General features: G+C 34.8%; 14 protein-coding genes. 12 read left to right on the forward strand and 2 right to left on the reverse strand.

All coding sequences use genetic code 11. From position 1 onward, the window contains the following. The first annotated feature begins 390 nt into the window (after positions 1-390). The 12 genes from A1OE_RS01400 to thiD all read left to right on the forward strand — a co-directional run bounded on the left by A1OE_RS01400 (position 391) and on the right by thiD (position 18933). Positions 391-1737, forward strand: a complete 1347-nt coding sequence (locus A1OE_RS01400) for an HlyC/CorC family transporter (protein WP_237737663.1) — start codon at positions 391-393, stop codon at positions 1735-1737. A gap of 1752 nt (positions 1738-3489) precedes the next feature. After that, positions 3490-4095 carry a 5-formyltetrahydrofolate cyclo-ligase gene (locus A1OE_RS01405; RefSeq protein WP_148276834.1) on the forward strand — a complete coding sequence of 202 codons (606 nt, stop codon included), beginning with the start codon at positions 3490-3492 and terminating at the stop codon, positions 4093-4095. Positions 4096-4099: 4 nt separating this feature from the next. Then, entirely contained in the window at positions 4100-4918 is an 819-nt protein-coding gene (locus A1OE_RS01410; protein WP_044283214.1) for a TIGR00282 family metallophosphoesterase, read from the forward strand. Positions 4919-5101: 183 nt separating this feature from the next. Beyond that, the gene (locus tag A1OE_RS01415) at positions 5102-5833 is read left to right on the forward strand and encodes a YebC/PmpR family DNA-binding transcriptional regulator (protein WP_015088192.1); all 732 of its coding nucleotides are present in this window, start codon (positions 5102-5104) and stop codon (positions 5831-5833) included. Positions 5834-7956: 2123 nt separating this feature from the next. Beyond that, positions 7957-8394 (forward strand): YbgC/FadM family acyl-CoA thioesterase, encoded by a 438-nt coding sequence (locus tag A1OE_RS01420; protein ID WP_015088198.1) that lies wholly within the window; start codon positions 7957-7959, stop codon positions 8392-8394. 1792 nt (positions 8395-10186) lie between these two features. Beyond that, on the forward strand, positions 10187-10369 hold the full coding sequence (locus A1OE_RS04440) for a hypothetical protein (protein ID WP_148276835.1): 183 nt from the start codon (positions 10187-10189) through the stop codon (positions 10367-10369). 236 nt (positions 10370-10605) lie between these two features. Further along, positions 10606-11115 (forward strand): OmpA family protein, encoded by a 510-nt coding sequence (locus A1OE_RS01425; protein ID WP_015088204.1) that lies wholly within the window; start codon positions 10606-10608, stop codon positions 11113-11115. A 417-nt stretch (positions 11116-11532) separates the two neighbouring features. Next, positions 11533-12906, forward strand: coding sequence for a tRNA lysidine(34) synthetase TilS (gene tilS, locus A1OE_RS04140; protein ID WP_015088207.1), 1374 nt, complete (start codon positions 11533-11535; stop codon positions 12904-12906). Further along, on the forward strand, positions 12903-14873 hold the full coding sequence (gene ftsH, locus A1OE_RS01435; protein WP_015088208.1) for an ATP-dependent zinc metalloprotease FtsH: 1971 nt from the start codon (positions 12903-12905) through the stop codon (positions 14871-14873). The genes tilS and ftsH overlap by 4 nt, the downstream gene beginning before the upstream one ends. Positions 14874-15558: 685 nt before the next feature. After that, on the forward strand, positions 15559-16662 hold the full coding sequence (gene folP / locus A1OE_RS01440; RefSeq protein ID WP_015088210.1) for a dihydropteroate synthase: 1104 nt from the start codon (positions 15559-15561) through the stop codon (positions 16660-16662). A 78-nt stretch (positions 16663-16740) separates the two neighbouring features. Continuing rightward, positions 16741-18105, forward strand: a complete 1365-nt coding sequence (gene glmM / locus A1OE_RS01445; protein ID WP_015088211.1) for a phosphoglucosamine mutase — start codon at positions 16741-16743, stop codon at positions 18103-18105. Positions 18106-18114: 9 nt separating this feature from the next. After that, complete coding sequence (gene thiD / locus A1OE_RS01450; protein ID WP_015088212.1) at positions 18115-18933, forward strand: bifunctional hydroxymethylpyrimidine kinase/phosphomethylpyrimidine kinase; 819 nt, start codon at positions 18115-18117, stop codon at positions 18931-18933. A 1665-nt stretch (positions 18934-20598) separates the two neighbouring features. Here the strand turns inward: thiD and A1OE_RS01455 are convergent. Together A1OE_RS01455 and ccmB are read right to left on the reverse strand one after the other, a co-directional pair. Further along, positions 20599-21660, reverse strand: a complete 1062-nt coding sequence (locus A1OE_RS01455; RefSeq protein WP_044283216.1) for an NAD(P)H-dependent glycerol-3-phosphate dehydrogenase — start codon at positions 21658-21660, stop codon at positions 20599-20601. 1117 nt (positions 21661-22777) lie between these two features. Further along, positions 22778-23464, reverse strand: a complete 687-nt coding sequence (ccmB, locus tag A1OE_RS01460; RefSeq protein WP_015088219.1) for a heme exporter protein CcmB — start codon at positions 23462-23464, stop codon at positions 22778-22780. Between the last annotated feature and the right edge of the window lie 408 nt (positions 23465-23872).

A 23872-nucleotide genomic window follows, 5' to 3' on the forward strand; every position in this document is an offset into this window, starting at 1 on the left:
TATAATGTATTTTTTTTTACTTACAATCAGCATACATTAGCTGAAAGCATTTAAAAACCATGACAATTACGATTATTTGCCTTTATAGCAGCATTGAGATGATTACAAAATAATTATTTTGCTCAGATATCTTGTTTTTTTATTAATACCACAGATTAGTAATCGTATTAAGCAGCTCAAATTGAGTTTATTCGTACGTTGGATAACAGAATAATCTTAACCACATATATTAAGATCAAATTGCTCATATGCTATTGCTGATATTATAAGTTAAAGTAATTGTTTAGAGGAGGAAGCAAAAGAATACTCTAGCAATTTATACTGCTTAAGTTGTGTAGTAAAGGTTGACCGATTAATCAGTATATTGGAAATATAGCGTAATCTAGTATCTTGAATAATGCTTTAATGCGCTCCAAGACTTATCCAATGAATTTATGTTCAATCATTGATGAAGAGATAGACATTCCTATCACTATCTTTGCAATAGCTTTTTTAATATTGTTGTCCGGATTTTTTTCTGGATCAGAAACAGCTCTTACTACTGCGAGCAAGGCAAGGCTAAGTCAGCTCGCTCGCAAAGGCAGCAGCCGAGCTGCAATAGTAATTGATCTTAAGGACAAGAGCGATAGGCTCATTGGTGCTATACTAATTGGAAATAGCATAACTAATATTTTGGCATCTGCACTAGCAACTAGTACTATGGTAGCCCTTGTCGGAGAAAGCGGCGTTGTCATCTCTACTGTTGCTATGACGGTTTTTGCAGTTATTTTTTCCGAAATGTTGCCAAAGACCTACGCCATAAATAATCCAGATAAGATGGCGCTTTTTGTTGGACCTTTAGTAAGCTCATTAGTTTTCGTTCTTACTCCCTTTACCTGGGCAACTAGAGTAATTGTAGAAGGTGTGCTAAAGTTATTCGGGATTTCATCATTTTCTAGTAGATTAGCTCATGACGAGCGAGAGGAGGAACTACGCGGATTAATCGAGATGCATAATGATGGAGGCGAAGAGTTTGATCACGAGCGAGCTATGTTGCGAAGCGTTCTCGATCTAGCTGATGTTGAGGTTGAAGAAATTATGACTCACCGCAGTGCGGTATGTATGATTGATGCAGAATCTCCTATCGATAAACTGTTTGCTCAAGTGCTAAAAAGTTCTTTTACTCGATTGCCCTTGTATCGCGCAGATCAGAATAGTATTGTAGGTGTGCTACATGTAAATGAATTACTAAGGCGGGCAAGCTGTAATACCAAAGATATGATAGCAGAAGACTTCGACGTGATGACAATTGCTGCTAATCCTTGGATTATCCTAAATAGCACTACCCTTCTTGATCAGCTTCAAGCATTTCGCGCAAGACGTGAGCATTTTGCTGTGGTAGTAGATAAGTATGGTAGCTTTATGGGTGTAGTTACTCTAGAGGATATTTTGGAGGAAATTGTTGGCGATATTCTTGATGAAAAAGATACGGATGTTCGTGGTGTTTGTCCACAACCTGATGGTTCATATCTTGTACAAGGATCGATGACGATTCGTGATTTGAATAGAGAGCTTGACTGGGACCTGCCGTACGGAGAAGCATCCACTGTTGCTGGGATCGTTTTATATGAATCTCGGAAAATTCCAGAAGTTGGCCAGGAATTTTCTTTTCATGGTTTTCACTTCTTGGTTTTACGGCGTCATCGTAATCAAATGACACTTTTACGTATGACACCGATCACCTCTAGGTTAAATTAATTTTTTGATATCCGAATTATCGATTTAATTTGTTACGAGGCGGTTAATCTCTTATTATGTAATAATTAATATTTGTAATTAAGTGTAACCAACGATTAAATTATAAGTGTCATCTACAAAATTTACTACTATATAAATTATAGCATACAATAATAATTAATTATTTTTACTGACTGTTGCTTTAGTTTTGTTAATCTTTATTAACTAGTGCCATATTAAGACATAATAAATTACTAGTTAACATTTAAAAGCGTTTGGCTTTCGTTTAAAGTGTTTGTAGTTGGTTTAGCCCATAAGAGATTTTTAATTTATTGTTTTATGACTCATACAGCTAAAAGTTTTTTTTAAGGTAGATTGCAGTATTTCCATATTGGTTTGCATGTGCTTAACTTGATGAGGTCGCAATAATAGGCATTAGCTTTATCACCTTTTTCTTTATTGATTCACTTATTTTTGTATAGTAACAATGTTCCTAAGTTGATTGACTTTTATAACGTTTTAATATTCAACATCTAATAATTTAGTATTAGGATTAATCATAAACTCTTATTTCTATCGATTAGAAAATGTTTAGCCGATTGTCGAATTTTACTACCACTAATTAGTGGTAGTTTTGGTTGTTAATGATGATAATGGATGTTTGATTGCTATACGTATTTGCTCAGTATCAAGTATTATGGAGAACGTTTATGAGATAAAAATTATAATTAGCTGCTAGCTTTCAAATTTAGATTATTGAGGATTAGTAGCTTAATAAATTGATAATTGTGTCCTTGGTTATATTTTTTGCTTTTATTTTAAAATGTGATTAAGTTGATTTTTAAAATATATATTTTCCATTGCTCAAAATACATGTCTATGTTTAGCGTTAGTGATTGGTTATTGTATAATAAAATTATTTGCGCTTAGTCTTGGTATGGATAATTTAGTATTTTTTCTTAAAAAAAATAATTATTAAAATCAATATCTTGCTTTTGGTTATGCTGTTAATTATTACAGTAATAATTTGATATTAAATATTAATCAGTGCATCTTGTAGTGCGTTAATGTTCTCCTTTAGCGTAATTTTTTTTTAAAACATCATATTGTATCTGATTAACTATGAATGTCATAATGTCACTTATTTTAGGATAGTAAATGTTACATGTCAGCGGTATTCATGCTTGTCGAATATATAACTTGCCTGATCTTTGTTGCCAAATTACAAATATTAAATTGTTGCATTGTCGGAGGCGGTTAATTTTAGCGCAAGATTTTTTTACTTTCACTAAAACTCAATGATTCCGAAATACTGTTTAAGAAGGTTAGTAAGGTTCGTTTTTTACTGCTCGATTTTGATATTATGTATATTCTCGTGTTTTTATCTAAAAAATAATTAAGCGATAAATCACAAGTTGTTTTCTTTAAAATTTTCACATTATTCATTAATAAAGAAGTGATAATTATAAACCTATGCTACTATTAGATATTTTAAAGTTAAATATCGCTAACTTAATAAATTTTTTTTAAAGTGGAAATATTACGAAGCAGAAAGTCAGCAAATTTTTTTTATCCTCAGATTACGCAGAATGCGTAGCTTAATTTGAGATTAATTGAAATATTAATTTTTATTAGTGTATGCCATAAAATCAAACAAAGAAAAATATTCTTTTGAATAATAAACAATCATGCGTAAGCCATATTCTGCAATAATATTGACTGAATTTAAATTTAGCTATTTACATACACAATAATTATTTTTAGGTGCTTGTAGTGATCACAACCCATACATTCGTTAATCAAAACGATTTGATTATTGATAAAATCAATATGCGTAAGCGAATTTTCCGTCAACTGAAGAGGTTGTCAGATCAAGCAGTTGGCGCTGATCATAGGCTAGCTATCAATCTTTTTGGAGCACTCTCTCTATGCTCAGGAATGGTGGTATCTGGATATTGGCCAATGCGCAAGGAGATTAATGTGCTCCCGTGCCTAAGTGCACTATTGTCTTACGGCTGCCGTACCGCTTTGCCTGTTATACTTGAGGATAAACATGCATTGATCTTCCGTGCTTGGTCACCAGGCGATCAACTGGTTAAAGGTTTATATGGTACTTTTGAGCCAAGGCCTGATGCGGAGGTAGTTTATCCTACTTTGCTGTTGGTACCTCTAGTGGCCTTTGATCGATCTGGGAATCGTCTTGGTTATGGCGGAGGCTATTATGATCGCACACTGGTGAGCCTGCATGAACGCCATGCTATCCGGGCTATTGGGGTAGGATATGCAGGCCAAGAGGTTAACTGTGTTCCTGTAGGTGCTCATGACGTTATGCTTAACGGTTTTTTAACCGAGAACGGTTTTATTAAAATTTTGGAGTAAGATAGTGCGTGTATTGTTTTTAGGTGATATTGTTGGAAGAGCCGGGCGCGAAGCGGTAATTCATCATTTGCCTAATTTAATAAAATTTCTCGAAATTGATTTCGTTGTAGTCAATGGTGAAAATTCTGCGCATGGATTTGGAATTACTCGCAAAATTTGCACTGAGCTTTATGATGCTGGAGTTGACGTTATTACCACAGGCAATCACGTATGGGATCAGCGTGAGATTATTAATTTTATTGCAGACGATGATCGATTAGTGCGCCCAATTAACTTTCCTCCCGGAACTCCTGGCAAAGGAGCAGTTATTATAGAAAGCTGCAATGGGCACAGGGTTTTGGTGATTAATGTTATGTGCAGGCTTTTTATGGATCCCCTTGATGATCCATTTATTGCTGTGGAAAAGGCGATTGATAGCATTTCTCTAGGAGGAGAAGTAGATTTTATTTTGATTGATGTACATGGTGAAGCGACAAGTGAAAAAATGGCTCTTGGACATGCATTCGACGGACGAGTTTCTTTAGTAGTTGGTACTCACACACATGTACCAACAGCTGATTTAATGGTGTTGGCCAACGGAACAGGCTACCAGAGCGATGTCGGTATGTGCGGCGATTATGATAGCGTGATAGGGATGAAAAAAGAATATCCAATTAAACGTTTTGTTACAAAACTTCCTACTCCACGATTGGAGGCTGCCGAAGGTGAAGCTACTATTTGTGGTATTTTTGTTGTTACTAATGATCGTACTGGCTTGGCGATTAGAATTGAGCCGTTGCGTGTTGGCGGTTTGCTTACGGAGATAATGCCAGTGAGAGCATAACGTTTATTGTATTTTACTGTTAATGTTAAAAAATAATTTTAACAATTACAGAAGAAGCGATAGATGTGTTGTACATATTATAATAATGAGTAACATGATTGTAAAATCTTGCCTACTATCTTCTTACTATTTGATAATAATCGCCTAATTGTTGTAGACAGAGAGGCAACTGGAGAATCTAAAATGGCTGGTCATTCTCAGTTTAAAAACATTATGTATCGCAAGGGAGCTCAAGACAAAAAGCGCGGCAAGATTTTCGCTCGCCTTGCATGCGATATTCAGGTTGCAATTAAAGCTGGTGGTGACGATCCATATTCAAATCCAGCTCTTCGCAGCGCGATCATGTCAGCTCGTAAAGAAAATATGCCTAAGGATAATATTGAGCGCGCCATTAAAAATGGTTTTTATGGTGGCGAAAATGTAAATTGGGAGAATGTTTGCTACGAGGGTTATGGACCCGGTGGAGTTGCTTTAATTATTGATGCATTGACTGATAATCGTAATCGTACTGCTTCGGAAGTACGTGCTGCTTTTAGTAAATTTGGCGGTAAATTAGGTGAAACTAATTCAGTTTCTTTTATGTTTAATCGAGTTGGCCGGATTGTCTATCCTGCAAATATCGGTACTGCTAGCGATGTGCTAGAAGCAGCTATTAATGCTGGTGCGGAAAATGCTGAAAGCTCAAAAGTTTCGCACGAGATTGCTTGTGATGTTGAGAAATTTAATATCGTACTTGAAGCTTTAAAAGGCATGCTCGGTAAACCACAGTCAGCAGGCTTAGCCTGGAAGCCGTTAAACACATTGGTTGTGAATGATGAACATGCTGTTAATCTGATTAAATTGTGCAAGCTTTTAAAAAGCAATAATCATGTACAGCAACTTGCTGCAAACTTTGACACTAATTTAGTTATGTAATCTCTTAACTTTAGACTTGGAGTATCAAACACGATCTTGTCTACTAGGAGTTGATTTAAGAAGTTTTACTATTTTAAAATACGGGCTGTTGTCCTTCGCAAGCAACTTAATTATAATTTGTTTTACTCTAAATTCGTTTTATTAGCTAAACTGTTTGCTGGTATTATCCTCCCTTTTTGAGAAGAAAAAACTTTCAGTGTATTTGGTTCCTATAATTAATTTCTTTCTGAAGATTTTATTCGATTTTAAAAAAACTATTATTTTGTTATTACGTACTATACAATATTATCTTTTATAACAAAAGATGATTTAAAGAAAAATGCAGTTTTACGATAATTTTTAGAAGATGCAATGTTAATCTTGGCTAAGATTGTACTATTTAGTGAGATTTTCGTATTAGAATTTAGTTAGCTCGCGCATAGTAGAAAGTACTTTCATTGTTTAGTTAGTAATTTGCATTTCTTTGTTAGTAGGTTTGTAAAAAATGTTTAATCGAAATTATTAAAATTATCGTATTAAAGCTTTTCGCTAATCACTGTTTAATCAAACATTGTACTAATTTACAATGCACTTAAACTATGTAAGTTGACATTGTCATATCCAGATATATTAGACAAAGGTTTACATAATATACTATACAAGTAGGTTTTTATTGTTGCTGCTAGCATCTTTATTTTCAGCATTAGAATTATCAAAAAAATAATGAAGATTATTATAGCGACTATAACCTATACTGCGTGCATTATACTATAAATGCTAATTATTAAAATTATTTCAATAAAACATCAGTAGATAAAGCTATTTATGTCTGTTTTATTCCATTAATGCAACGCTAAAGACCTGCTTGTCTTATCCAATACGGCAATGGAAGTCTGACAGATACGTTTGCTTTATGTTCTGCTTTCTGCAGTGAATTTCGTAATTTTGAATAATAGCTTCAGATATGCTAAGGTAGCAGCAGTAGAGTAGACGATAGTAATGTTATTTTTTAAATACCACAGTATCATGACTAGCGACAATAAAATGTATTAATATTACTATAGATAGTTTGAATTATTTAGAAGAAATTTTATTATATTAATAAGCAATCTTATTAAGACTATTTTGCATTATAAATTCATGCAATTGTTTTAGTATAATAGATATTTAGTTTTTATTATAATTAAAAGTTGAGCTATTTATACTTTTCTATGCTAGAGGTACTAATACAGCAATAATCGTGAAAGTGATTAACGGATTTATATTTTTGGAACTTTTGTTGAGTTAAGGAAAAATTTAAGATCGTATGATAAAGATAAATATTAGCTAATTTTTGATAAAAAAATTCATGACGTTAAATTATAAATACGATATGAATACTCCAATTCAAGCAGTTTTTAATTGGTGCTTTCTAAGCTAAGAAGCTGGTGGAAATGTCGAGCAAATTATATTCTTAAAATATTATTTTATAGAAAATTGACTATTGGCAAATATTGTCAAAGAGGAAGGTAGTACACAAATTTATATAGTTTCACATAATCTACTTAATATTTAGCTACAATCGGTGTTACATTAATTTAGATTAATTCATATTCAATATTATTTTTTCCAAAAAAAAGATTTTCGTTTATTTCCTTCATATTTTGTTGTGAAGTGTTCTAGGACTAATTTTTCTATTAAAATACTATTAATTTGGCTATTAGCTAAAATGTGGAACTTTCGTGTAAATTGTCGAATTGCATCTTAGCTAGTAGCAAATAGCAGAATAAGCGAAATTAACCAAAGCGGATCTTAAGAGATCTTTGAGATTTTTGAATAGTAATGAGATACGTATACAGCCTTTAGTAGGCTAAGTTTGAGGTTATGGTGAGCGGGTTGGTATATATAAATGTTAACGTTGATTCTGCTCGCTTTAACACATCAGCATAAACTTTTATAGTGCTGCTTTTAGTGATCACGGAAGGCTATACTACTCGCAGAAAATAATATGATCGAAAAGACTATCGATTCTTGTTGAGGGCATTGTTATCTCTCCTAGAGCGATCAGCTTACATCAAGTTTATATTGGAATGATGGTATTGTATATATAATTCGTAAAAATTATAGATGCTCAACTATATCTGCGTGAGGGGGGCGCAGAGACGATGTCTGAATCATTTCGATTTTCTGTTCGTGTATACTACGAAGACACTGATGCAGGTGGAGTAGTCTATCATGCAACTTATTTGCATTACGCAGAACGGGCACGCACGGAGTTTTTGCGTACTAATGGCATCGAACAACGCGTGATGAGGGAAGCAGAGAATTTTGCATTTATGGTTCGCCGTTGCACTGTTGATTATCGTGCTCCAGCACTTTTAGATGATGCACTTGAAGTACTTACTCGTTTCACATTTGCGCGTGGTGCAGTTTTGAAAGCGGTGCAAGAAGTGGTTAGACATGGAGAAAGTAAACCGCTTGTGGTGATAGATCTCGTTATTGCTGGAGTAAACGAACGAGGGCGACCAGTGCGTTTGCCACAAAAGATACGCGATATGGTTAGCGAAAATAATGAAAACAAAGAGTTATGGAGAGATGTTTAGCAATAGTCTGAATTGTTCATATTTTTGACTTTTAATATAAAATCAAATTTTCTTGTTTAGTTATAAGTATTAGCTTTTAGTACTAAGCATAATCTAAGAAAATTATTTTGCATTAATGTTTTTGTTATGATTTTGTTCTAAAATACTAACAAATTGCATGATGCGTTTTGTTAACATGATATCTTTTTTGCTTGGTTGTTTTGGCAGATTAAAATTTTATCGATATCAAATGCCTTATGAGGAATATAATATTAAATTATTGATACTTAACTTAAGTTATCAATCCATAATTCAGCTTTATATTCTACTGAGATAGAGGATAATATTTCATTCTACCTTATTAAGTTTTTAATTTGAGTAAAATTTAGGTAAAAAATTAATGATTGTGACTGGCTTCAATATATTTTTCTAATTAAAACAATTAAGATAATATTTTACTAGAGAAATGCTTAAAAAAAATAATCCAATCAAAATGCTAATGTTCTTCTTTGATTGTTTAATATTATAGTACGCTAAAGTCATGTATACAAATTTTAAGTTTGATATATGTTGAACCAAGACAACAATAATCATAGTTAATAATTAAACCAAAAAAAAATTTTGTAACGAATAATTAAGGGCATTATTTGTTTTGAATAATACAATCAGTGATTAACAATAAACGTATTTATTAAAAATTTTTTAGATTTAGACTAAGACTATTATTTTTGATCAAATTAGGCATGCATAACGTCGTGCTTAAAAGTAGATGATGAGTTTATAGTTATTTTTTACAGGATACTTTATTAGAATGTTTAAAATTTATGTACAATAGTTTTTTATTTTTAGTAAAACCTTTAGAAAAATACTGGAGATGATTATAATATATTTTTATTGCTTAAGCTTTGCATATAAAGCTCTTTATCATCTTCGAATTAATAATTCTTTATCTTTGCTTTTATGAAATTTTGATGAACGATTCGATAAAGTACGTGTTGAAGCTTTGGATTAAACAATTAAAAGTTTTTGATTAATTAACGTTTACTTTAATTGTTTATATGTATAGAGAAGTCCATTGTGACGAGAATGTCATTGGTTATGTGGCTTATTTGTAGTTTAATCATCTTGAAGTTTTATTTCCTTTGCATTAAAACACAATGTTTTTATCTGTCGTTCTGACAAATACCGCTTAATGACTGGTATTTGTTTATTTTTATAGCAAAAATCTTTTTTTGTATTAGTATCTATTAGAAGATCTATGCGATAGAGTAATCTAAATTAAGATAAGATGGTATTAGTTTCTAATACTAATTTAAATAAAATTTATAAATAACACTTAGCATTATTTATTATCTTGTTATAATATTTTACATAAGATTAGTTTTAGTTTAATATTTTTATTCTATTATTGAGATCTATTTTTAGTAGCTAAAAACAGAATTTATTGTATATATCATCAATTATTACATAGAATCGTTTACGGCGATATACGCATAATATAATAAGTATAGTCTTCTTTATTCTTGTATTAATCAGATACTTTCTCAAGTATAATAAATAAAGAATAGTCATTGTCAATAATCACGATTATTAATGCTATATATTAAGTTTTATTAATTCTTTGTAGAAAGACACCTAATTAATTTATAGTATAGACTTTTGCTTTTGAGCTTTTATAGTAAGTTTTTCAAAAAGCTAATTTTAGCAAAGTTTATTGCAGGATTTTTTGTTTTGGTTAGTTCAAGCTAATCTGAATTATTTTTTATGTAAATTAATTAGGTTTAAATTTTTCTGTATTATTACGCTATGTGTATTGACAAGTTTACTGAATAGTGACTTAATCATAACCTTCTTGTGGAAACTATGGGTTATATGGCCTGAAATTTCACTTATCGATTTTTGTTTAGTGCGAAGAATGTTCACTCCAAATGGCCCAGGTGTCGCCTCAAGGTTGTATAGTGTTGGTTTAGCCAGATCTAAAAATAACTTGAATTGAATAATGTTATGCGTTTTTTAGAACCTAGCTCGGAGTCTTTTGTTTTGTTAAGCCTTAGGGAAATATTTTAAAGAATAATCCTAATGATTGCCTAGATGAAAGTAGTCTGTGAAATTTGGCTAAGCAATTTGCGGTTTTTTTTGGGGTCAGCTTAGACTTTAAAGATACTAAACTATTAAGTTATTTACTTTGAAGCAAGCTACCATAGAATCCTTCAAAGGAGCATAATATTGATCATGCGCATAAAGTTTCTCAGTATATTTGCTGCAGTATCGCTGCTTGCTGCTTGCGAAACTGCACCAACTGAGACCTCAGATCTAGAATCGAGTGGACCTAAGAAGGATGCTGCTATGCCTGCATCCACTTCAAATCCCACTGGATTAGTTTCCGGTAGTTCGGAAGATTTTGTTGCTAATGTTAGTGATCGCGTTTTTTTTGCATTTGACAGTTTCTCTCTTGACGACAAGGCTCGCGCGATCCTTGAAAGTCAAGCTTCCTGGTTGCGCAAGCATCCAAATACTATGATTACTGTAGAGGGGCATTGCGATACAGTTGGTACTCGCGATTATAATATGGCTCTCGGAGAGCATCGAGCTGCTGCAGTTAAGAAATATCTTGTTTCTCTGGGTACTGATGCTAGCCATATAAAGACTATTTCTTACGGAAAGGAGCGTCCAGTTAACAAGGGAGCAACCAAGAAAGATATAGCGGCAGGTAATCGTCGCAGCGTTACTTTAATTAATTGATAGTTTCGCTTCTGGATTAAAATCTAACAAGAGGATGAAATTTTCGTTTAGGTGATTTCATCCTCTTGTATCTTTTATCATTGTTACTGTAGCTATTTTGTGCTATGGCCTGTTTTGCTAATGCTAAAACGATGCTCTTTGTATATTAGCTTGTGCGGAAGCTAGCTGAGTTATCAATAATTTAATCTGCAACTTTGGGAGTTTATATCTATTGTATAGATTATTGTCGTTTTTAAGCATTATGTATTAATTTTTTCTTATTCCTAGAATCAGGATGATTTAGTCGGGAGGGATTTTCTACGAATTGCTTGCTAGGTTTCTCAATCAAGTTTTTTTTAAGTAAAAACGTATTTGGGCTAGTTTAGTTTAATTGGCATTTTTTAGTTAATGATTTGGTATTGCGTAACTTGTTAGTTTGTGAAAAAAGAATCTTCTCTAGGTCAAACACCGCTGCATGATGCCGATGCGATCGAATTATTAGACATCGTTATGGCTGATGACCTTAATCTACAGAGACCAGTAGTTTTAGCTGTTTCAGGCGGCCCTGATAGCATGGCTTTGTTGTATTTTACGGATCTCTGGGCGCGGCAAAGAAAAAGGGAGTTACTAGTACTTACTGTAGATCATTCTTTGCGTCAAGAATCTGCAAATGAAGCTGCTGAAGTTGCGCGGAGAGTTATTGCAATGGGGCATACTCACCAAGTACTAACTTGGCATGGAACTAAACCAGCTACAGGAATACAAGCAGCTGCTCGTGATATTCGTTTCACATTGCTTTCCGAGGCTTGTTATCGTGCTGGTGCGCTCACTATGCTATTTGCTCATCATCGCGATGATCAAGCAGAGACATTATTGCATCGTATAAATGGTAACACTGGTCCAGAAGGACTTGCTAGTATGTCACTGGTCACTTCTCGGAATGGTTTGCGGTTGGCTAGGCCTTTTTTGTCTGTGCCAAAGGATAGACTTTTAGCTACTTGCACGGCAGCTAGTCTTGACTACATCAATGATCCTTCTAATGAAGATTTGCGCTTTGCTCGCGCAAAGTTACGGCACTTGAAACCGGCTTTGTCTGAGATAGGTTTAACGGTTGATCGTTTAACTCGACTATCTAGCGCTATGGGTATCGCTCGTTGTGCTATGAGGAAGATAGTCGGTAGCTGGTTAGCTCGCTATGCTGTGGTCTATGCCTGTGGTACTTGCCGACTCGATCTATTTTCACTGCAAGCTGGGCCGGATTACTTCACTGCTGTTGTTTTGCGTTGCGTATTTAATATAGTGGGCGGCTTTGGTCATCCACCGAGCAGCGAGGCAATGACGAGGCTGATAGAGTGGATAACTGGAAAGTCAGCTGTATGGCGGCGTACTTTGCGTGGCTGTTTACTCCAAATTGATAACGGTAGTCTTATTGTAATGCGGGAGGAGGTTGCTTGTGCGCAGCCTGTTGTTGTACGTGCTGGCCAAATTGCATGTTGGGATGGTCGTTTTTTAATACGCAACAAGACCAACTGTACAATAAGTGTAGGTTCATGTGGTGCGAATGGGTGGCGTCAAATTAAGTGTTCTGAATTGTTTTTGATGTTATCGAAAGAAGTGCAAAATTTACCGTATCCAGCTCGTATAGCTTGGCCGCTTGTAACTAACCTTGACGGATCAATTGCTCTCCCCCACCTTGTATCAGGCGAACAAGATGCAGTAGACTCGAAAGATGTTGGGGTGACAATCTTTTTGATGTCCTTGCGTGCGCAATCGATCAGTGGCCTAAAGATTAATGGAAGGCTAAGAATGTGAATAATTTTGGTAAAAATGTTGCTCTTTGGGTTATTATTGGCGTTTTGTGTATAGCGTTATTCAATCTTTTTCAGGGATCTTCGTCCCACACCGGTCAACGCAATTTAGCCTATTCGGAATTTTTGTCTGAAGTTGAAAGTGGTCGTATTAGTCAGGTTACAATTCAAGGACAAGAAATTTCTGGCCAGTTTGTCGATGGTAATACTTTTAGTACGTATGCTCCGCAGGACGTTAATCTTGTTGCACAACTTACTAAGTCCGGTGTGCGGATTTCTGCAGAACCGCTTGACGATGGCACATCAGGATTGTTTCAAATATTACTCAGCTGGTTCCCTATGTTGCTTTTTATCGCTGTCTGGATTTTCTTTATGCGTCAGATGCAGGGAGGCGGAGGGAAGGCTATGGGATTTGGTCGAAGTCGCGCTAGATTGTTAGCTGAGAGAACTGGGCGTGTTACTTTTGACGACGTTGCTGGTGTTGATGAGGCAAAATCTGAATTGGAAGAGATAGTTGAATTTCTTAAAGATCAGCAACGATTTCGTCGGTTGGGCGGCAAGATTCCTAAGGGATGTTTATTAGTAGGGCCTCCTGGCACTGGTAAAACTCTTCTTGCCCGTGCTATTGCGGGCGAAGCTAATGTACCGTTCTTCACTATTTCTGGTTCTGATTTTGTTGAAATGTTTGTAGGTGTTGGTGCTAGTCGTGTGCGCGATATGTTTGAACAGGGTAAAAAGAATGCTCCTTGCATAATTTTTATCGATGAAATTGATGCAGTTGGTCGTCATCGTGGTGCTGGGATGGGTGGTGGTAATGATGAACGTGAGCAGACTTTAAACCAACTGTTGGTTGAAATGGATGGCTTTGAGTCAAATGATGGTGTCATTTTGATCGCTGCTACTAATCGGCCAGACGTTTTGGATCCAGCTCTTTTGCGTCCTGGTCGTTTTGATCGCCAAATTGTCGTGTTGAATCCTGATATTCTTGGTCGTGAAAAAATTTTAAAGGTTCACATGCGTAAAGTACCAATTGCTTCCGATGTAGATGCACACACTATTGGACGTGGTACTCCAGGGTTTTCTGGCGCTGACCTTGCTAATTTAGTGAATGAAGCTGCCTTGCTAGCCGCACGTAAGGGAAAGCGCGTAGTTGGTGTTACTGAGTTTGAGGAAGCGAAAGATAAGGTGATGATGGGCTCGGAGCGTCGCTCTATGGTTATGACAAACGATGAAAAAAAGCTTACTGCTTACCACGAAGCAGGGCATGCTATAGTCGCTTTGCATTGCCCTAATAGCGATCCTATTCATAAAGCTACTATTATTCCGCGTGGTCGAGCTTTAGGTATGGTTGTACGCCTACCTGAGGGTGATCGAATATCTTTATCACGTGCAAAGCTAGAAGCTGATTTGTGTGTTGCTTGTGGTGGACGTATTGCTGAATACATGATATTTGGTTCCGAACAAATAACTACTGGTTCTTCTTCTGACATTCGCATGGTATCAGAGATGTCTCGCCGGATGATTAGAGAATGGGGAATGAGTGATAAACTCGGGTTTTTAGCTTATTCGGCAGATCAATCTGAAATGTTTTTAGGTCATTTAGTTAATCAGCAAACTAATGTTTCTGAGGCGACTGCTAACGTGATTGATGAGGAAATTCGCCGAATTACTGATAGTGCCTATGACTATGCTGCCCGAATATTAGAGAATAATATAGATGATTTGCATGCTTTGGCTAAAGGATTGTTGGAATACGAAAGTCTTTCTGGTAATGAGATTCGCGCATTGTTGATAAACGGATCGATTGATCGTTCTTGCGGTTCTGATGAAAACTCTAAAAAGCCTAGCGCCTCAGATCGTCGTCGTCGTAGAGCATCTGTACCACCTGGTGGCAGCACTGGTGTTCCTCCTGCTACGAACAGTAATAATGCTGGTGGTATTAGACCTAATCCACAGCCTGGTGATTGCTAACAATTGTCAGTGTCTTTAATTTGTATTGATAAACCTATCTAGCAAAATAGGTAAATGAAACTGTAATATAGTTACTTTTAGACAAGAATACGCAATAAAAACATGGTGTCTGAATTTTTCATTAAGTTTATTTTGACAATAAGCTAGGCTATAAAGGTCTAAAAGAGTTAGTGTTATTTAACTCAAAGATACCTATCTTGTGGTGATTGTATTATTTTGTCTATTTATTGACTGATGGAACTAATGGATTTATGCATTTCTACATTTTCGGATATTTAATGCTCTATTGACGAACTTTCTTTATGCTACGTATAAGTGTTGTATATTAATTGATCAAGCATTAAGCATATAATATCTTGCTGATTTGTTTATTTTATTCTACATAGATAATTTACATTTTATACTTTTTAATAAGCATAGTTGCACGGAGTTTATTGGATTATAGTCAATAATACTTTTCCCGTAAGTATGCAATACTTTGATAGATCGCAAGTTATTTAAATTACGCTATTTTATTTTTTTACAATCTTTGCTAAAGATGATAGTATAATACTTTTTTATTGAAGCTTGAACGTTTTTATTGTATGATCCTCTCCTAGATCTTGACGGAATATCTGATTTAAAGAGCTTTGATTATTTATCATCGTAATTTTAAAAAATAATTAAAATTAAATCTTCTTTTTTTATGAATTTTCCTATTATCCGTGAGCCTTCACCAGGGCGTGGTTGTTCCTTGTCGGCGATAATTAACCCAGAATATGCTCGCCCAATCGATTTATTGTATGGCCCGATGGCTAAAACTGCGGTGGATTCTGGTGACGCTTTGTTGCTAGCTGGTGGACCAATTGCTTTTCGTGCTTTGCAATTGATTTGTCGGGAAGCTAATGGTTTACGTGTACAGAATGTAAATGTGCCTGAACTTGACTCAGCTTTCTTGCCGCTAGGTATGTTAGAATGCTTTACAAAGCCTCGCTCTCCTATATTGAATAATGCTATTCCAGCTATTATGGGTATAATTAATGTAACGCCGGACAGCTTCTTTGATGGTGGACGTTTTGCTGCACGAGATAAGGCAATATCACGAGGACGTCAGCTTGCCGCAGCTGGTGCTGATATTTTAGATATAGGCGGAGAATCTACTCGACCAGGGTCTACTGAAGTTACGGTTGCGGAGGAGATTGATAGGGTAGTTCCAGTAATTGAGGCGCTTGCTGTTGAAAAATATCGAATATCTATTGACACTCGCAAGGCTTCAGTAATGTATGCAGCTTTAGAAGCTGGGGCAGAGGTTGTTAATGATGTTTCTGGCTTAATGTATGATTCTAATGCACGAGAATTATTAGCTAATAATAATTGTCCAATTGTGCTTATGCATATGCGAGGTACGCATGAAACCATGCATATTAATTCCCATTATAGTTGTGCGCCAATTGAAGTTTATGACGAGCTTTCCGAGCGTTTAGCAGTTGCGGAGAGAGCTGGAATTGCATTAGAGAGATTAATAATAGACCCTGGTTTTGGATTTAGCAAGAGTGTATCTCATAATGTGTTAATCACAGCTTGGCTAACGATGTTTCATGGAATGGGTAGGCCAATTTTATTTGGTGGATCACGCAAGAGTTCGATTGGTGCATTGTCTCGCAATGAGCCAGTTGATGCTCGTTTACCTGGTTCTATTGCTTTAGCTTTATCAGCTTTTGAGCTTGGAGTTCAAGCAGTTCGTGTACATGATGTTTCGGAAACGGCACAGGCATTTGCTGTACGTCGAGCGATTATTAATTCATCATAAGCCCAATGCTTTAATCTATTTTGTTAAGTGGCGATATACTACTATTGCATAAAAATTGTTAACGTATGCTATATACTCATGGGACGCAAGCTTTTTGGAACAGATGGAATACGCGGCCGCGCAAATGTGGAACCGATAACCCCAGCTATTGCCATGGCTGTAGCAATGGCATCCGGTGCACGGTTTCATAGTAACCATGGTCGCCGTAACTTGGTCTTAATTGCCAAAGATACTAGGTTGTCGGGGTATATGTTGGAAACAGCAATGGCGGCTGGTTTCACCTCAATTGGTATGGACGTAGTACTTGTTGGACCGATGCCTGCTCCTGCTGTTGCTATGCTAGTTCAATCTATGCGTGCTAATCTTGGAGTGATGATATCTGCTTCGCATAATCCTTACTATGACAATGGTATTAAACTTTTTGGCCCAGATGGTTATAAGTTATCAGATGAGGTTGAAACTGAGATTGAAGAAATGTTTACTCATTGGCAAAGTCTACCATTAAGCAGTTCTGAGGCGCTAGGGAAAGCAAGTCGCTTAGAGGATCAGCAGGGTCGCTATATTGAGTTTGTTAAGTCATCTTTCCCTAGAGATTTACGCCTAGATGGTTTAAAGGTTGTTATAGATTGCGCAAATGGAGCTGCTTACAAAGCAGCACCTCGTGTTTTGTTTGAGCTTGGTGCTGAAGTAATCTCTATGGGCGTATCACCAGACGGGTTTAATATAAACGATGGTTGTGGTGCTACCGCACCGGAAGCTATGATTGACCTGGTTCGTAATGAGGGTGCTGATGTTGGCATTTCTCTTGATGGTGATGCAGACCGATTGATCTTAGCTGACGAAACTGGACACAAACTAGACGGTGATCAGATTCTTGGCTTAATAGGTAGCTCTTGGTTGGGCGATGGTAGGCTTAGCGGTGGGGGTATAGTAGCTACAGTAATGTCTAATCTTGGCTTAGAGAATTACCTTAAGGGGATTGGTCTTAAGTTGGTACGGGCTAAAGTAGGTGACCGATACGTGCTCGAAGCAATGCGTGCGGGTGGCTATAATGTTGGCGGTGAACAATCTGGACATATGATCTTGGCTGATTACGGTACTACTGGTGATGGTTTAGCGGCTGCCTTACAAGTTCTAGCTGCAATGAAACGTGCTGAAAAGCCATTATCCCAAGTTTCTAAGATTTTTGAGCCTATGCCTCAGATTTTGCGTAATGTTAGATTTGCTGGCGAAGATCCTTTGGCTGTCGATTCTGTCAAGTCTGCGATCGCCTCTAGCAAGGCAAAGTTTGCTGATAATGATCACTTAGTAATCCGTAAATCAGGCACAGAACCTTTGATCAGAGTTATGGCACAGGGTGAAAATGAAATAGAAGTCCTGTCTGCGGTAGAAATGGTAGTGGAGGCAATTGAGCAAGTTGCAAAAAAAAAAACGATGGATTAAAAAAATGTTATGTCAAGATTGACAAAAGGACGTGTTTTAATTGCTGCTGGATCTGATCCTAGTGGTGGCGCAGGTATTCAAGCTGATATTAAAGTTGTTACTGCGCTTGGTGGTTATGCTATGACCGCGATTACAGCACTAACGGCCCAAAATACCAAATGTGTGTTTGATATCCATTCAGTACCAATTACTTTTTTGCGTAAGCAGCTTGAACTTATACTTGATGATATCGGTACTGATGTGATTAAAACTGGCATGCTACACTCTGGTTTAGTGATTGATGTTATTGTCGATGTAATTCAAAATAAGGCTAGAGATATCCCATTGATAGTTGATCCTGTAATGATAGCAAAGGGGGGGGGATGTCCTTTGCTTGATCTGGATGCTATGCAAGTTCTTAAGGATAGATTAATAATGCGAGCGCATTTGTTAACACCTAACCTACCTGAGGCTGAATATTTAACTGGTCTAGCAATAAATAATTTGGATGATATGTACCATGCCGCTGAATTACTTTTATCACTTGGTCCTTCGGCAGTTTTATTGAAGGGAGGACATCTCTTGTCAGAAACGGTGATTGATTTAATGGTTACAAAAGACAATTTGCATGAATTTAGAAGTCCACGAATTAACAGCAATAATACTCATGGAACGGGTTGTACATTAGCTTCAGCTATTGCTACAGGCTTAGCCCAGGGCTTATCTATGAAAGATGCAGTATCGCGGGCACGTAAATACGTCTTTACAGCTATTGCTACTGCGCCAAGGTATAAAACCGCTGGTTATGGCCCTTTGAATCACGTTCATACGGTTATTGAAAATATTTAATCTCTTTTGAGTAAATCAGAGTAAAACTAGCCTAGTTTATTATTTTTAACTTTTATTGTTATCTGTTTTTTTGCTAGTCAAGCTACTTTTTAAAAAGATTATGTAATATGTTTTTATTAGCGGATAAATCTATAATAAGTTTTATTTTTCTTTGTACATTACTAATTAATATAAAATTTATATTGATTAATTGATTGTAAAAATCAATTATGGACGCCAATACTGATCAGTAATCATCATCTTAAATGATGGATAAAATGTTTGATAAATTTAATAATTCTTATAAATCAATTTAACTACATTTGTTTATTTCATTGTAGCACCATTAGTAATGTATTACTCTTAATATCTATTAACTAATAAGCTTTGCTCTTAATCTATGAAAGATAAAGCTTATATATGAATAAGCCTTATCTCAAAAGAATGATCGTAGTTTAATCGAATAATGATTTTTAGTGCTGTGTTACTGCAAAGTTAAAGCACGAGTACGCATTCTCATAGTAATTATAAAAATTATCAAAAATATAAATTAATTTAGGAAAATTCTGTTATATTATTTTAATGAAATAACAATACTAAAAGAAATTATATCATTAGTTATTAATTATAATTAATTTTGTAATTTTTTAGTCTAAAAGCTGTTAGCTTATTAAAGCAGCATAATTAGCTTTGGTTAAAAAAAATTTAAATAAAAAATAATTATATTAATACATAAAGTATTTCGAATCTATCCTATACAACGATTGCGAATTTTACTATTCTATAGGATGTACTACATTATGGTGATATTCATCACAGCTTCAAGAAAAATACTCTAAAATTTACACTATATCAATAATATACCGTAAATTTATAAAATAAAAAAATACTAATATTAATTCACTAGGATATTTATTATCCTAGACTAACGATCCTATTCTTCAACCTAAATAACTAAATTTTACATCTCATCTACGAGATTAGATTTGATAAAAATAATTCTTCGCCTTAATAAACTTGCTCATAATTTTAGCGCACGAATTAAAAATTAAAAAAATCGTGATTTTATCATCACTTTGATATTTTTATTTTTAGAGTACAATATGTATTTTGTTGCTTTAATTTAGCTTAAAAATTTCTATAAAAGTACATTTTTACAAGATTTTATGATCCATTTATTTTTTAACTTTTAGTGTGTATAAATTATTAGCTTTGGGGCGGTTTAGATGATGTACTGAATTACACAGATATAATACAAAAATATGTGCATGTATTTTTACTAGCGAATTCTACTTTGAACAAAATAATATTAATAAATACTCGTTATCCAATAATTAATAATAAGTATGGATTAATTTAGGGTGTGTACTTTTAGCTTTAGAGTGGAAAACAAGTGTAAAAAACATCTAACTAAATTAGCATTATTGTTACAATAATGAATATTTGTCATCGTAGGGATAGATGATAGGATCATAAAGATAATCAATTTATTTTAGCTAAAGAATAGCCACGCTACCTCAGCATTAATATCATATTATAGATATAATATGATATCTATATTATTGTTTTAGTTAAATAAAGTTTGTGACTTATGTGGGCAACTAGAGAAGATAACACATTGGCAGAGTATTATAAAAACATTTCACTTAGATCACAAAATAGTTCATTTGTAAGAATTTATTCTCATTATCGTGAAATACAGCAATTTCTACGAACAGCATCCTCTACCTTTAGTGGACGTTGCATAAGACGCTTGATTACTTCCGCAATTTCCAAATCCTCCGATACAAGAGAACGTACAGCTTCACATATTGGCATCTCCACACCTAATTTTCTAGCGAGGTCAGTAACAGAAACTGCGTTAACTATACCCTCTACAGTAGCCTGGTTACTACTGAGCAAAGTCTTTTTGCATTGGTGATTACTTAATGCTTTCCCAAATGACAAGTTACGGGATTGCTCAAAAGAGCAAGTTAAGGCAAGATCTCCAATGCCTGATAAACCTGTTAAGGTTTCATCCCGCCCTCCTAAGGCCCGGGAAAGGCTCTTAATTTCATACAACCCTCGAGTGATTATTGCAGCCCAAGTATTGGCTCCAAAGCCATAGCCACTAGCAATCCCACTAGCGATAGCAATTACATTTTTTACAGCTCCTCCAATCTCGACGCCTATTAGATCATCAGAAATGTAAGGGCGGAAAGACGGCGTTGCGAGTGCCAATGATAGCCTATGCGCCAATGATCCAACTGGATTAACTATAGCATCTGCTGAAGCTATAGTTACTGCTGTTGGATGATTACCAGCAACTTCTGAGGCAAAGCTTGGGCCAGACAGGACGGCGATAGGTTGACCAGGCATTTCTTCACTTACAACAGCTGACATTAGCTTGCCTGACTTATGTTCTATTCCTTTACTAGCCAAGACAACCGGGACATTTTTAGGTGCTATATTGTATATCATCTTGCCAATTTTGCGAATAGCTTGAGAGGGAACTGCTAAAATAATCGCGTCAGATATAGCTACAGCTTCTGCTATCTTAGAAGTTGCAATCACATTATCGGGAATATTGTAGCCGGCTAAAAATTGAATATTCATTCGATCTTGATTTATAGCAGCTGACAAGGCTGGATTACGAGTCCACAAAGTAACATTAGATCCGACACCACGGGCAGCAATGATCGAAAGTGCTGTACCCCACGCCCCTGCACCAATCACGGCAAATTTTTTTATCTCATTATCAATGTTCATGCTTCAGACAACAGCCTATTCTCTATCTTTATGTAAGATAAGAAAAAAAACTTTCAAAGAAAGTAATCATTATAGCTTGCATCGCAAGCTATAATGATTAAGACTTAGGGGATATTTTGCTATGCTATTGTTGTATTGTCAAACCATTATGTTTTACTTTTGTCAAACTAAAATTTAATTAGAGCATGTATTTTAGAAATTATCCTAGCAAAAAGCATTACTAGCTAAGTAAATCAATGTAGCATACTAACTCCAATTATACTAATTAATAGAATACCTTAATTTATTATTGCCCTAGCACTGATTGGCCGCCCTATGATAATCAAAAGTTCTAGATTATGCTTTCTTAAATAATCCTAAAACTCATATAGAGTAGACTTGATTGCCTTATTTGACTATATCCTTTTTTCTTTATGAATCCATTCGCTTTGTTATTTAAAGCTGAATTTGCAATTGGTTTATTATTGGCCCAATACAAATGTTAATATCATTTATTGCTAAATAACTTAGGATTGCTTAGTATTTGTGATATATAGTTAATTTTTCCTGGTGTAGCTATTTTTTAAAAATTGCTAAGCTTCATGAGTTGGTCCGGCTATTATTGTTATTTTGAAAGACAAGATCTTATGTTTTATTTTGAGTCAATAACTACGATGCGTCATAATTGGTTACTGATGTATCCATTTGCATTGATTAAAATACTGATTATCTACTTTAATGTTGAATTTTAGTACTACAACAGCACCCAAGAATACCGATTAAGATTAAGTAAATTGTAAGCAGTTATTAATGAAGAAATTCAGCTATTCGTAGAAGTCTATAATAATCAAGTTTTCAAAAAAAAAAATTAACCGCAATTGCAATGTTATTTTCATAAATGAATTTTAATTCATTTATGAAAATAACAAATTAATAATTTGAAATATTAATCGATCATTTACATTGAGATCTTCAAAAAATTTGAAGTAAATTTAACAGATTAAATGATGATCAATCATTTTAATTGTAAGCTCATTGCCCTTAATGATTATTCAATTTGTTTATTAATGAATATTTTTTTATCTTTAAAATATTTTTCTTTATATTGATAATATCATTCGCTCAATAGTTTAAATAATTATTCTAGCGATTGGCGCAAAACCGTACTCGCAGTTATTGCTACTAGAGGAATTGCTGCAGATAGTATTGCGCCTAAGAATAAAAGGCGTACACGAATCGCTAACCAGTCTCCAGTAACCTCGATTGCGGAAACTGAGAAGATAAGTACTGGGATTAGTAATGGTAAAATCATTATTGCTATCAGTAAACCAGGGCGACGAGCGCTTATTACTAATGCTGCCCCTAAAGTGCCGAATAGACTAATAACAGGAGTTCCTAAAAGCATAGTCAAAATTGTGATAAGAAAAGATTTTGATGGAAGATTCAGAGCAATAGCTAAAAGTGGAGCTAGCAATAGCATCGGTAGGCCGGTTGTTAGCCAATGAGCACATGCTTTGGCTAAAGCTAGCATTGATAGAGGTAGGCCAGATAATGTAAGTTGTTCTAGCCAACCATCTTCATAATCTTTTTGAAATAATTGATCAAACGATAATATTGCCGCAAGCAATGCGGTAACCCATAATACTGCCGGTGCTATTTTAGCGAGAAGATCTGGAGTAGAAGCAAGTCCAAGGGGAAATAAAGCAACTACTAGAATAAAGAAACCGAGCGTCATGGCGATATCAGTGCTCTGATGTCGAGCAAGCTGCAAATCGCGAATGATAACAGCTAGAAATAAATTCACAGTTACCAATCGTTTAAGCATTAAATACTTGAATTATTATTCAAATGTAAAGTACTTTAATTTAAAGTATATTTTTGATTTTTTCTTACTATTAGTATATAGTCAGTAAATAAAATATTTTATATCGTAAATCGAGTATGGTATTTAATAATCTTATTGGTTATTTTTATGGAAATTAATAGCTATCAAGCATCACAAGTAATATTTATAAGTCTGATTAAAACAATATTCAATTTAATTTTTAGCAATTAACGCTAAATACTATCAGTTAAGGATTATTTAATATTCATCTAATTACAAGAATACAGCTTAAAAATGCAATTAACTAATAATTTTATGTAACTATTCATATAGTACAATATTCTTTTGACCTTTTGTATTATACTATACAAACATCACTAAGCGTAGATAAAAGATGTTATACATTAA

The organism is Candidatus Endolissoclinum faulkneri L2 (assembly GCF_000319385.1).
Classification (GTDB): Bacteria; Pseudomonadota; Alphaproteobacteria; order Thalassobaculales; family Thalassobaculaceae; genus Thalassobaculum; species Thalassobaculum faulkneri.